We start from the raw sequence: 13206 nt of genomic DNA, 5'->3' as shown, positions 1-13206 counted from the left end.
CGACGCTGTCAGCAGCGAAGGAGACCCCGTGGCGAGTGATCGCCACGGGGTCTCGTTCTGCGTGTTGCGCCCGACTACGAGCGTTCGGCAGCGGAGCGCGCAGCACCGGGGATGCACGCGTAGAGCGCACCGATGAGAGCGGTCGACGCCTTCCAGTCCGCCAGCTGGGTGCGGGTGAACCCGACCGAGACCCGGCGCTCGGGGTCGGCGAGACCGATCTGACCGCCGGCACCGAGGTGACCGAAGGACTCGGCGGTGGGGCCGAACCGCCACGGCTTCTTCGTCTCGCCGAAGTCGCCTTCATACCCGAGTGCGTAGCGCATCATCGGTGCGGGAAGCAGTCCGAGGATGCCCCGCTGCGGCCACACCATCGTGCGACCTCGGGCAGCCGGCGCGCGGAAGAGATCGATCGACTCGCGACTGACGATGCGGTGACCGTCGAGGGCCCCGCCTTCGGCGAGCATCGCATAGACGCGGGCCAGGTTGCGCCCGTTGGTACTGGCTCCTGCGGCAGGGAGTTCTGCCGATCGGGTCCGCGGGAGGTTGAAGAAACCCAGGTTGTCGCTGAACGTGCTGCCATGCATGAGCACCCCGGCCTGGGCCAGCGGAGTGCGTGGATCCGTCTGCTCGCGGTGAACCGGGCGCATCAGCATGCGTGCGATCGCTCCAGGCTCGGCACCGGGGACGAGATCAGCCATTCGCCGCTGCGCGGCATCAGGGGTGCCGATATAGGTGTCAAGCTCAAGCGGCTGCGCGACTTCGCGCGCGAAGAAGGCGCCGATCGTGTCGCCCGTGATCCGACGCACGAGTTCCTGCAGCAACCACCCGATGCTGAACGCGTGATAGCCGATCCGCGTGCCGGGCTCCCATGCCGGGGGCGACGCGGCGATGCGGCGGGCGATCTCGTCGTAGTCGTCCCAGCCGTTGCCCTCCCAATCCAGCAGTGCGCCCGGATCGGTGAAGCACAACAGCCCCGCGGTGTGGGTGAGGACGTGACGCACCAGTGTCGCCTCCTTGCCGGCCTGCCCGTATTCGGGCCAGTAGCGCGTCACCGGAGCATCGATATCGAGCTCGCCGCGGTCGGAGAGGATCTGCGCGCAGAGGGCCGCCAGCCCCTTGGTCGTCGACATCGCCGTGGAAAGCGTGTCCTCCTCCCAGGCGACACCGGGCGTGGCCTCGCCTCCCCAGAGGTCGACGACCTTCTCACCCTCGACATACGCGGCGAAGGACGCCCCGCCCTGGGTGATCTTGCACTCGGCGAATACCTGCCGAACGGGTTCGAACCCGTTCGCGACCGATCCCGAGATGATCACGAGGCCTCCACCGACTCCAGAACAGGGCGCCCCGACGCCGCGCGCGCGGCGTGTGCCCGCGCACCGAGCCAGGCGAGGCTCGGTCGCGGTGTGCGCTCGAACGTCTCACGATCCACGGCGATCAGCCCGAACGTCGGCCCCCACTCCCCCCACTCGTAGTTGTCCAGGGCGCTCCAGTGAAGGTAGCCGCGGACATCGATCCCGTCCGCGATCGCGGCAGCAAGAGAATGAAGGGCGCCCTCGACGTAGGCGATGCGCTGTCGATCATCCGCTGTGGCGATCCCGTTCTCGGTGACGAGGACGGGGGTGCCTCCGGTCACACTCCACGCGTTGCGGACGGCGAGCCCGACCGCGTCGGGGCGGAAGGGCCACCCGGTCATCGTCTGCTCCTCGGCCGACGTGTACGCCACCGGACCGTCGAGGCCGATCTTGCGAGTCGTGTACGACTGCACCCCCACGAAGTCATCGTCGCGCGAGACTTCGAGGTAGCGGTCCTCCCACGCCCATTTCACCGCGGTGAAGACGCTCTCTGCGCCGGGCTCGGCCTCGAACCCCTGCGCTGAAACAGTCCATCCGACCTTCGCGTCGGTCGCCGCGCGGAGGATGTCGACGGCGCGCCGGTGCGCCTCGGTCAGCACACGCGTCACGTCATCCGACGGCGTGGGCAGGGCGAGAGCGGCGATCGGTCGGGAGTCGAGCGTCGCATCCTGCTCCTCGGTGGCCGCGACGCGCTCGGGCATACCCGTCAGCAGCGCGATCATGTTGGGCTCGTTGATCGTGCAGATCCACGGCACGTCGGCCAGGATGGTGGAGGCCTGCGTGACGTACGCCGCGAACCGGTCGACAGCATCCGGGCTCGCCCATCCGCCCCGCTGGGCGAACCACATCGGTGTCGTGAAGTGGTGCAGGGTCACCACCGGTGTCAAGCCGAGTCCGATGGCGGTGTCGATCATCGACCGGTAGTGCTCGAGCTCACGCGTGTCGAATTCACCCTGAGTCGGCTCGATCCGGGCCCACTCGATGCTGAATCGATACGTGTCCAGCCCCGCATCGGCGAGGAGTCGCATGTCTTCGGGGTACCGGCGATAGCTGTCGACAGCGGCGCCGCTGCGCTCCGCGAACGGCGAGTTCGGCGCCGTTTCGAGGTGCCACCAGTTCGAGTTCGTGTTCTCACCCTCGGTCTGGTGGGCGGACGTGGCCGCGCCCCACAGGAAGCCTTCCGGGAAGGCGCCATCGATCTGTGTCACAGTCTCATCTCTTCTTCTGTTCATCGTCGTTCACGCGCGGATCGTCGAGCGCAGCGTCGTCGTGGCGCCGCCGGGCAGAGGCGTCTCAGGCAGCCCGGGAAGGATTCCGCGCGCCTCGGCGCCCGCGGGCACGGTTGCCGTCAGTTCCACATCGTCGCCGTCGCGGCGCCACTCCACGCGCACCTCACCAGCCGGGGTCAGCAGCCTGCTGGCCACGTGGGTCAGGCCGCCGCCGAATACGGGCTCCACGGTGAACCGCTTCCAGCCGACGGAGGCGGCATCCTGCCGAAGCCCTGCGATGTGACTGTAGAAGAAGCCGACCACCGCGCCCTTGCTGTAGTGATTGAGGGAACCGCTGCGGACCGTGCCGTCCTCGTCGACGTTCTCCCAGTTCTCCCAGAACGTCGTGCCGCCCCGCTCAAGCATCTCCAGCCAGGAGGGCACACCCGTGCGGGTGAGAAGGCGATACGCCAGGTCGGCGTGCCCGGTGTCGGCGAGCACGGGCAGCAGCATCCCTGTCGTGAGGAATCCGGTGCCGAGATGATCGTCGCGTTCTGCGATCAGCTCTACCAGCCGGGCCGATGCTGCGGTCGTGAACTCGTCGGGGATCAGTCCGAACGCGATCGCACGCACGTATGCGGCCTGGGTGTCGCCGGCCGTTCGACCGTCGGCGCGCAGGAACTCCGTCCGCCACGCGGCGAGCACGTCCGCGGCGAGCGCGGCGAACCGAGCCTCGTCATCGGCACGCCCCAGCACCCCGGCCATCTCCGAGAGCTGGCGGAGTGAGCGATGGAGGTAGGCGGTACCCACTTCGCCTTGGTCTGCGGCGAACAGGGCACGCAGCACCTCGGCAGGGTCGCGTTCCGGCGCATTCGGATCGCGCGGCTCCAGCCACTCGCCGAAGTGGAACGGGCCGTCCCAGATGTACTCTTCGTGAGCTGCCGGCGTCTCCGAGCGCGCGACGCGTGACGGATGCCGGAACCGCCGGGCACAGCCGAGCGCGTACTCGATCCAGGCGACAGCCGATTCCCAGCTCTCCTCGAGGACGCGGACGTCACCGTAGTGACGGTAGAGCGTCCAGGGCACCGCAACAGCGGCGTCGCCCCAGCCGGCGGATCCCCCGCCGATCCGGTCAGGGTTGTCCGACGTGCGCATCCGCAGCTGGTCCGGCGAGTACATGGCGAGGCATCCGTTGTCGTACTGGTCGTCTCGCACGGCCTGCAGCCATTTGCGGCTGAAGCCGTCGATGTCGAACAGCATCGCCGCCGTGGGTGCGAAGATCTGGAAGTCACCTGTCCACCCCGAGCGCTCCCGGGTCGGGCAGTCGGTGGGCACGTCCACGGCGTTGTCGCGGAACGTCCAGCGACCGGCCTCATGGAGCCGATTGATGCGCGCATCACTGCACTCGAACCACCCGGCCCGAGTGAGATCGGAGTGCACCACGATCGCGGTGACACATGTCGGGTCGAGCGGGCGGCCGGGGTGTGTGACGCGCACGTATCGGAATCCGTGGACGGTATGCCTCGGCTCGAAGACCGCGTGGTCTGCGCCCGCGATGACACGATCGGTCTGCGAGTACCGGATGTGATTGCCGCGGGGAGTCGATGTGTCCAGATGAGCGGTCGTGAAGGTGTTCCCCGGGTCCACGTGCTCGGCGAATTCGAGCACCGTCTCGGTGCCGGGTTCGCCGAGGTCGGTGAGTCTCGCCCAACCCGTGATGTTCTGTCCAAAGTCGAGGATCGAGACGTCGTCGGACGAGACGATCACCTCGGCCACCGGCAGCTCCTCGATGCGACGAACCGGCGGTGATGGGGATGCGCTGGGCTCGGGGCCCTGGACCACGCCGACCCGCACCGGCACCGGGGCGGCGGGGACACGGGAGAAGTCGGTCGTCTGCCCCTGCATCAGGTCCGCGCTCACGATCTCGGATTCCGTGCTGGTCCACGCAGCGTCGGTGACGATGCGCACGGTGGTCTCGTCGGTCACGACTGCGTCGAGCTGCACGAGTGCGGCCGTCGTGTCGCCCCAGCAGTTCTGCGTCTGCTCGGACCCGTTCCGACCGCGGAACCAGCCGTCCGACAGAATGATCTGAATGTGGTTCACACCCTGTTGGAGCAGCGGGCCGACATCGAACGCCTGCGCGTACACCGTCCGGTCGTAGTTGGTCGCGCCGGGAGCGAGTTCGTGATCGCCCACCCGATGCCCGTTGACATACGCCTCGTAGATCCCCAGCGCCGTCGCGAAGAGCCGGCCGCTGAGGGGCGCGGAATCGAGGGTGAACGCGCGCTGCAGGACGTATGCGGGCCGGTCATCGCCGATCTCATCCGGCTCGGCGGGAGAGATCCACTCTCCCAGCCACGTCGCCGGAAGGTTGGGCGTTTCGGCGTGCACGTGGAACTCCAATCGACTTGACCGAAGGCCGCAGACGACAGCGGCCCCGCGCGCCGGCCGATGAGAGTTCACCATGAGACCTCGTCGGCCCAGGAGCGCACGCACAGCCTATCAGGAATTGTTGCGTCTACTTAGATTTTAGCGAGACGCCGACTCCCCGGGCCCTACTGGAGCAGGTCCAGCCCGTAGCTCTCCACGTCGCCGTCGATGGCGTCCATGATCCATTCGACCGGAGTCGTGCCGTCGACCAGTTCGTCTCGGGTGTTCGAACCGATCGTGTGCTGCGTCAGACCTGTCGCCTCATCGATATCGCCCTGGAAGATGTAGAGGCCGATCCCCGGAACCTGCTGCTGAAGCTGTTCGACCATCTCGATGAGGTCGTCGTGATATTGGACGCCATCCTCCGCCGTCACGGCGAACTCGCCGCCGCTGAGATACGACTGCATGCGGGCGAGGGATTCGTCTCTGACCGAGCTCGCGAACAGGATCTTCACGGAGGGATCCTCTTCGGCGAGCGCAGTAAGCGCATCCAGCGTGAAGTTGTCAGTGGACAGGACCTCCGAGATCGCCGGCGGCGACTTCCAGACATCCTCACTGACCGAATGCCAGTCGTACAGCAGCAGCGAGCTGTCGACGAACGTCGTCACGTTCTCGGTTTCAGGGAAGTACTCCATGACCGCGGTCGTGTCGATGGCGGCTCCGAAGCCGCCCGCAGAGCCGCCGCTCACCAGGAGTTCCGTGGGCGTTCCGACGACATTCCGAACATCGGGATCACTCAGCACCAACTCGAGATTCGTGAAACCCGCGTGGTGCACCGTGAGCGGCTCGCTGTCCACGCCGGTGACCTCATTGCTCCCGGCGCCGGCATGGAAATCGCCGGTCGAGTACGGGAGCTGGACGACAGTCCAGTCCCTGAGCGGGTTGTCCTCATCGTCGTCTGCGAGCCCGGTCTTGGCCAGCTGATCGAAGCCGTCCAGCACGGTGTAGAAGCCCATCTCCAACGCGGAGGTCGACGGCCGCGCCTCGGTGTAGTCATCGACACTGACGCCTCCGCCACTGAAGACGACCATGACCTTGTTCTCCGACCCGACGCGCACGTTCGCGTGGTACGGCTTCCCGGCCGCGTCGATCGCACCATCCGGGTGAACGCTGTACCACTCGCCGGCCTCTGCCGTCTCCGCATCCAGACGGGGGAACTCGGTGTGGATCCATGCCTGAACAGCGATGTACCCACCACCGACGAGAAGCGCCAGAGCGCCGACCACGATTCCCACCGCGCTGAGCACTCGACGACGCGTCGACCAGCGCTTCCTGCTCTTCTTCACATCGCCCGACAGCTCGCTCACAGTACCGATGCTAGGCGAAATCATTCCATTTGGGCGCTTTTACTCGGGGCGCATGACGGGAGGGTGGTGGCGCACTCTGTGCGCCACCACCCTCTATCACTGGGCGACCAGCCGTCGCTCAAGCGAGCTGTCGGCGCGCTCCGACGAACCGTCGCGCGAACGCGACACCGGCGAAGGCGAGCACCGCAAGAGCGAGCACCGCTGCCGTCGGGATACCGGCGGTCTCCGGACCGGCGACACTGACCGTGCTTGCCAGAGTCGCGCTGCCGGTGGCGAGCGCTCCACTGCCGTCTTCAAGCGCGGTCGCACCGTCAGACAGCGCCTTGGCACCATCGGCCAGCCCGGCTGCGCCGGCGGCGAGCGCGTCGTTCCCGTCGCTCAACGCAGTCGCACCTGTCGCGAGGGCGCTCGCACCCTGCTGCACGCCGGCGGCACCGGCGCTGAGCGCCTCGGCGCCCGTCACCACAGCCGGTCCGGTGGCCACCAGGGCTCCGACGCCCGCATCCAGCGCGCCCACCCCAGTGGACAGAGCGCCAACGCCGGCTGCGAGTCCTTCAGAGCCCGCCGCGACGCCCTCGGCGCCGGCTGCAGCCGCCCCGATTCCCGACGAGAGGGCTCCCACCCCGGCTTCGAGCCCGGTTGCGCCGGCAGCGAGGCCCGTCGCTCCTTCGGAGAGTGCTGACACACCCGCGTTGAGCGCCGAGGCGCCGGCGACGAGGGCGGTCGACCCAGGGATGACCTGTTCGTCGAGGGTGCGCCGCACATCGGCGAGCGACTCCACCGCAACCGCAGCCCGCGAGGACGAATCGACGATCGAAGAGTCGAGACTACCGAGCTCATCGCCCACTCGGACAGCATTGGCGCCCGCAGCGTCGAACTCTCGCCGGGTGTCTTCGAGCAAGCCCAGGAGGGCTTCCCGTTGCTCAGCAGACAGGGGCTCGCCGGCGACGAGTGCGTCCACCGCCTCGCGCGCCTTGCCGAGTGCTGTCGACGCCGCGCCGAGGCCGGTCGACGCCGAAGCCGCGGCGTCGGCGGCGCTCGCGCGCTGGGTCGCAGTGGCGTTCAGCGCGTCGACGATACCTGCGAGGTCTGCGCCGGCCGCATCGGCGTCCGCCGACAGCAGCCCGATGCCGGCATCCAGGCCGGCCGCGCCGAGGGAGAGCCCGAGAGCGCCGGTCGCCGCCGATGCCGCGCCAGCCTGCAGGGCTGAGGCACCGGTCGACAGCGCCTTCGCCCCATCGCCGGCGGCGACAGCACCCGTCGACAGCGCGCCCATTCCCGAGCTCAGCGCCGATGCACCGGTTGCCAGAGCATCCGCGCCCGTTGCCGCAGCCTGCGCCCCTGCTCCGAGCGCCTGCGTTCCCGCACTGACGGCACCGACACCCTGCACATACGCGGATGCGCCGACACTGAGTCCTTCCGCGCCCGTGGCGAGCGCTTCCGTTCCGGTCGCGAGCGCGGCGGCACCGGTCTCCAGACCCTCCGCTCCGGCTGCGGCGCCGTCGGCTCCGGTGCTCAGCGCCTCGGCGCCGTCGGCGAGTCCCGCCGCGCCGGCCGCGACGGCCGCAGTGCCGTCCGACACGCCCTTCGACCCCGCGGCCACCGCACCGGTGCCGGCGCCGAAGATGCCCGTCAGGGTGAAGAACACCGCCAAGATGAGCACGAGGAGGATCGACAGCACCGCGATCGTGATCTTGTAGCCCCGGGTGCTTCGAGGCGTGATTGCTGCGTCTGTCAAAGGACACTCCTTCGTGCCAGTCCGGCAACCGCGCCGGAATGTGTCAGCCGACATCGTTGCCGGCCGCCTCGGTGAGGATCTTCAGCCACACTCGTGATTCGGGTGAACATCTGAGTGTGCTGAGACGTTAAGGTAGCCGCTTCGTCCCAAAAATATGGGCAGTCTTGAAAATTGATACCTCAGCGTTACTTTCGACCGAGATGTCCACGCCCGTGCGGCCTGCTTCGGTCGGACCCCTCTTGCGAGTACCGTGATGGATGACCGCCGAACGGGCGGTCCGGGGCGACCGAAGGCGTGCAGATGACGACATCCGAGGCTGCACCTCGCGCACGAGGCGAGTACGCCAAGTCTGCTCAGCGGCGAAAAGACATCGTCGCCGCAGCGGTCGAGGTGTTCTCGGAGTCCGGCTTCCGGGATGGGAGCCTGCGGACGGTCGCCGAGCGCGCCGGCATGACGCACGCCGGCATGCGCCACCACTTCCCCACCAAGGTCGACCTCCTCGAGGCTGTGCTCCAGTGGCGTGAAGAGGAGTCGGTTCAGCGCGCGCGCATGACCCATCCCGTCGGCGCCGACGTGATCAGGGCCTGGATCGACTCGGTCGGCCACAACGTGGCGCAGCCCGCGCTCGTGGAACTCGAGATGGTGCTGTCCGCCGAGGCGATCTCAAGCGACAACCCGGCACACGCGTACTTCAACGACCTCTACCGCCGCGCCGAACAGCTCCTCGAGCGCGCCTTCGCGCACATGGCGTCGCGCGGAGAGCTACGGACTGAAATCGATCCAGGCGTGGCCGCCCGCCTCCTCTTCGCGACCACTCTGGGCTTGCAGACTCTGTGGCTGCGCAACCGCTCGATCGACATCGAAAGCGAGCTGCGCCTCTACACGCAGGCGATGCTGACGATCGAACTGTGACCAGCGACCCGTCGCGGTCAGGCATCCGCCCCATACTCAGGTGAACGCAGGATGAACCGCTGCACCTTCCCGCTGGGAGTCTTCGGCAACTCGTCGACGAAGTGCACCCGCCGCGGGTAGGCGTAGGCGCCCAGCTGCTCGCGCACGAGCTGCTTGATGGCGTCTCGGAGCACGTCATCGCGCTCGACCCCCGCGGCCGGCACGACGTACGCTTCGACGACCTCGCCGCGCAGCTCATCCGGGCGGCCGACGACGGCGGCTTCGACGACGTCCGGGTGTTGAACGATGATGCTCTCGACGTCGAACGGGCCGATGCGGTATCCGGCAGCCAGAATCACGTCGTCATCGCGGGAAGCGAAGAAGAAGTCCTCGCCGTCGTGCCGCCCGACGTCTCCCGTGCGGTACCACTGCCGGTCGGGCGTGTACCGCTCGCGCGTCTTCTCCTCTGCGTTCAGATACCCGTCGAACCACAGCAGGGGGCTGCCCGTCGTCGCGAGCACGATCTCGGTGCCCTTCGTGCCGGCCGCGAAGCCGGGCAGCACCTGCCCCATCGAGCCGGCACGCACGTCTCGACTCAGCTGCGGGTGCCAGGCATTGACGATCACCATTCCGTGCTCGGTCTGCCCGTAGTGGTCGCGGACGGTGACACCCAGCGCATCGGGGGCCCAACCGGTCACATCGGGAGTCAGCGGCTCACCGGCCGACGACGCCCGTCGCAGTCGGGTCGCGCCCAGCTGGAGCCCCCCCGCCTTGAGCGCGCGGTAGACCGTGGGGGCCGCGGCGAAGTTGGTCACGCCGGTCTTCTCGATCACCGTGGCGGTGAGTTCGGGCGAGAACCCGGCGGCGAGGAGCACGTTCGACTTGCCGATTGCCAGCGGACCGATGATGCCGTAGTACAAGCCGTACGCCCACCCGGGGTCGGCAGCGTTCCAGAACGTGTCGTCGTCCCCGACGTCCAGCCCGTAGCGCATGTACGCGACGAACGCGCCGATAGCGCGCCCCGGCACACCGACGGCCTTCGGTGTGCCGGTGGTCCCAGAGGTGTACAGCTGGACGATGAGGCCGTCGCCGCCGACCGCGGTGCTCGACTCCGCGCCCTCCTCGGATTCGAGGAGCTGGTCGAACTCCGCGCCCGTGAGAAGGGTCTCGACTCCGAGGCCTTCGACCTTCGCGTGCTGACCGTGCTCGGTGATGATGAGCTTGGCATCCGAGTCACGCACCCTCATCTCGATGGCGGGCGGCGCGAAGGCGGTGAACAGCGGAACGTGGACTGCTCCGAGCCGCCAGATCGCCAGCAGGGCGATGGGGAGTTCCCGGCGCTTCCCCATGAGGACCGCCACGCGGTCTCCACGCCCGATGCCACGAGCGCTCAGGGCTGCGGCCAGACCCCGTGACGCCGTCGCGAGCTCGGCGTAGGTCATGGGTGTCACTTCAGCATCGGCATCGACGAGCGTGAAGGCCACGGCGTCGCCCGGGTGGGCATCGCACAGCACCTCCGCGACGTTCAGCGTCGGTGAGGCGAACATCCGCTCGAGCGCTGCGACCTCTTCCACCACGTCGGCACGCGCGCGCCAGGGCTGACCGGCCTGGTCCACGACCTCGCCCGCTACGCCACTCTGGGCGGCTTCGGTACTCATGTGCACTCTCCTTCGAGTCGACTCTCCGCGACGACGCGGAGGGTTCAGATGCCTGACCGGCGGGGACGAATCCCACCTGAACATCTCAGCTAAGTTAGATTTACCTTATCCGATCCACTCGCCGGATGCTCCTACGGGAAGAATTCGCCTCGTACGGCAAAGAGAGCAGATGTCATGGCAGGCAAGCTGAAGAAGCTCCGCGACTCAGTGCTGAGACGCATCATCGACCGACTCTCGCAGTCCTCCGCGGAGCTCGTGGATTCTGATCCCACCCTCAATGCAGGGATGATCACCCTCTGCCGCGAGGCGGCGACAGAGGGCATCGTCCTCCTCAGGAACGACGGCACTCTCCCGCTGCAGCGAAGTCGAGTGGCGGTGTTCGGTCGCGTTCAGGTGGACTATCTCGTCGTGGGCTACGGCTCCGGCGGCGATGTGAAGTCCCCCTATCGTCGAAACCTCCTCGATGCCCTCGTCGACAGCGACGTCGCCGTCGACGAAGAACTCGCCACACGGTACCGGGAGTGGACCGCCGCGAACCCCGTCGACGAAGGGCACTGGGGAAGCTGGCCGTTCAGCTTCCCCGAAATGCCGCTCGACGACGACATGGTGCGCTCCGCGGCATCCCGGGCTGATGCCGCCATCGTCGTCATCGGACGCGCCGCCGGCGAATCGCGAGAGAACAAGCTCGAGCCGGGCAGCTACTACCTCACCGAGGAGGAGCTCGCCATGCTCGCCGCGGTGACGACGGAATTCGCCCGGACGATCGTGGTGCTGGACACCGGCAACGTGGTGGACATGGCGTGGCTCGGGGAATTCGGCGAACGGATCTCGGCCGTCGTCCTGGCCTGGCAGGGAGGAATGGAGGCGGGCAACGCCGTCGCCGACGTGCTGTCGGGCGCTGCCAACCCGAGTGGCAGGCTGACCGCCACCATCGCAGCGCGGTACGAGGACTATCCGACCGCGGAGAACTTCGGGCACCGCACGTTCAACAACTACGCAGAAGACATCTTCGTCGGCTATCGATACTTCGAGACGTTCGCACCGGACCGCGTCCTGTTCCCGTTCGGATTCGGCCTCAGCTACACGACCTTCTCTGTGTCGCCGGTCGTCTCGATCGACCACGACTCAGTGACCGTCACCGCCACCGTGACGAACACCGGAGAACGCGCCGGCAAGCACGTCATCCAGGCGTACTACCGGGCCTCGGCCGGCGCCCTCGCGCAACCTGCCCGCCAGCTGGCGGGCTTCGCGAAAACCGACCTGCTCGGACCAGGTCAGTCCGAGACCGTCACGATCGCCTTCCCCGTCTCGCAGATGGCGTCGTTCGACGATTCCGGAGCGACCGGACACGCCGACGCGTACGTGCTCGAAGCCGGCGAGTACGAGATCTTCGTCGGCGCCGACGTGCGCTCGGCAGCCCGGGTGGGCGCTCACACCGTTTCCGCACCCACGGTCACCAGGCAGCTCACGGAATCATGCGCACCGGATCCCGCTCATCCCTTTCAGCGCATGACGCTCTCGCACGACGGTGCTCAGCGCGCCGTCCCTGCCTGGGAGGCCACTCCGACCCGCACGCGCGCCGACCGCAGATCACGAGTCCTCGCACAGCTGCCCGACGGCGTTCCACTCACCGGCGACGTCGGCATCACCCTGGGGGACGTGCGCGACGGAACGGCTTCACTCGAGCAGTTCGTGGCCCAGCTGACCCCGGCAGAGCTCGAGGCGCTCACCCGCGGAGATCGGGTGATGAACAGTGCGCTGGGCACGCCGGGCAATGCCGGCGTGTTCGGTGGAACCGTGGAGTCGCTCAGAGTGAAGGGCGTGCCTGCGATCACGACGACCGATGGTCCATCCGGCATCCGCCTCGCCGCCTACGCGTCGCTGCTGCCGTGCGGAACCGCCCTCGCTTCGACCTGGAACACCTCGCTACTCGAGGAACTCGCCCGGAATCACGGGCAGGAGATGCGGCACAAGAAGACGGATGTGCTGCTCAGCCCAGGCATGAACATCCAGCGCGACCCGCTTTGCGGCCGCAACTTCGAGTACTTCTCCGAGGATCCGGTCGTCTCGGGGAAGACCGCCTCGGCGATCGTGGCGGGAATCCAGGCGGCCGGCGTCGCCGCGTGCCCCAAGCACCTCGCCTGCAACAACCAGGAGACCAACCGAAGCCGCAACGACTCGCGGGTCTCGCAGCGAGCACTGCGCGAGATCTATCTCCGCGGCTTCGAAATCTGCGTCGTCGAGTCGCGCCCCCGGGTGATGATGACCTCCTACAACAAGATCAACGGCGTCTGGGCGCACTACAACGACGACCTCGTCACGACGATCCTCCGCAATGAGTGGGGGTTCGACGGGGTCGTCATCACCGATTGGTGGATGCAGCGGGCACATGATCCCGACTTCCCGGGACTTCGCGACAACGCCTACCGGGTTCGCGGGCAGGTGGACGTGCTCATGCCCGGGGGCATGCGCGGACTGAGGCGCGACAAGACCGACTCCTCGCTGCTGGACTCGTACGGCCGCGCTGACGGAGTGACGCTGGGCGAGATGCAACGGTCGGCGACGAACGTGCTCACGTTCGCGCTCGGCGTTCCGCGATCGACCGACTGATCTCGTCGTTTG

General features: G+C 67.7%; 8 protein-coding genes. 2 read left to right on the top strand and 6 right to left on the bottom strand.

Annotated elements, in window-relative coordinates:
• Positions 1 to 74: 74 nt before the first annotated feature.
• From HQM25_RS05685 to HQM25_RS05665, 5 genes are all read right to left on the bottom strand, one after another.
• Positions 75 to 1313, bottom strand: coding sequence for a serine hydrolase domain-containing protein (locus tag HQM25_RS05685; RefSeq protein WP_172989360.1), 1239 nt, complete (start codon positions 1311 to 1313; stop codon positions 75 to 77).
• A complete protein-coding gene (locus HQM25_RS05680; RefSeq protein ID WP_254359566.1) occupies positions 1310 to 2560 on the bottom strand; it encodes a glycoside hydrolase family 1 protein in 1251 nt (416 codons plus the stop codon). The genes HQM25_RS05685 and HQM25_RS05680 overlap by 4 nt, the downstream gene beginning before the upstream one ends.
• A 30-nt stretch (positions 2561 to 2590) precedes the next feature.
• A complete protein-coding gene (locus tag HQM25_RS05675; protein WP_172989358.1) occupies positions 2591 to 4951 on the bottom strand; it encodes a family 78 glycoside hydrolase catalytic domain in 2361 nt (786 codons plus the stop codon).
• Positions 4952 to 5115: 164 nt separating this feature from the next.
• Entirely contained in the window at positions 5116 to 6297 is a 1182-nt protein-coding gene (locus HQM25_RS05670) for a pectin acetylesterase-family hydrolase (protein ID WP_172989357.1), read from the bottom strand.
• A 118-nt stretch (positions 6298 to 6415) separates the two neighbouring features.
• A complete protein-coding gene (locus HQM25_RS05665; RefSeq protein WP_172989356.1) occupies positions 6416 to 8035 on the bottom strand; it encodes a hypothetical protein in 1620 nt (539 codons plus the stop codon).
• A 300-nt stretch (positions 8036 to 8335) separates the two neighbouring features.
• On the opposite strand from HQM25_RS05665, the gene HQM25_RS05660 reads away from it, so the two are divergent.
• Positions 8336 to 8947, top strand: coding sequence for a TetR/AcrR family transcriptional regulator (locus HQM25_RS05660; RefSeq protein ID WP_172989355.1), 612 nt, complete (start codon positions 8336 to 8338; stop codon positions 8945 to 8947).
• 17 nt (positions 8948 to 8964) lie between these two features.
• On the opposite strand, the gene HQM25_RS05655 is transcribed toward HQM25_RS05660, so the two are convergent.
• A complete protein-coding gene (locus HQM25_RS05655) occupies positions 8965 to 10584 on the bottom strand; it encodes an AMP-binding protein (RefSeq protein ID WP_254359563.1) in 1620 nt (539 codons plus the stop codon).
• 174 nt (positions 10585 to 10758) lie between these two features.
• Between HQM25_RS05655 and HQM25_RS05650 the strand changes: the two genes are divergently transcribed.
• Positions 10759 to 13194, top strand: a complete 2436-nt coding sequence (locus tag HQM25_RS05650) for a glycoside hydrolase family 3 protein (RefSeq protein WP_172989354.1) — start codon at positions 10759 to 10761, stop codon at positions 13192 to 13194.
• Positions 13195 to 13206 lie beyond the last annotated feature (12 nt).

It is taken from the genome of Microbacterium hominis (assembly GCF_013282805.1).
In the GTDB taxonomy this organism is placed as follows: Bacteria; Actinomycetota; Actinomycetes; order Actinomycetales; family Microbacteriaceae; genus Microbacterium; species Microbacterium hominis_B.
Note: the sequence above shows the minus strand (reverse complement) of the source record. Positions and strands in the feature narration are given on the sequence as shown.

Excerpts from the sequence above, each read along its gene's own strand:
- HQM25_RS05660 (WP_172989355.1), top strand. The coding sequence starts at position 8,336 with ATGACGACATCCGAGGCTGCACCTCGCGCACGAGGCGAGTACGCCAAG.
- HQM25_RS05655 (WP_254359563.1), bottom strand. The coding sequence starts at position 10,584 with ATGAGTACCGAAGCCGCCCAGAGTGGCGTAGCGGGCGAGGTCGTGGAC.
- HQM25_RS05650 (WP_172989354.1), top strand. The coding sequence starts at position 10,759 with ATGGCAGGCAAGCTGAAGAAGCTCCGCGACTCAGTGCTGAGACGCATC.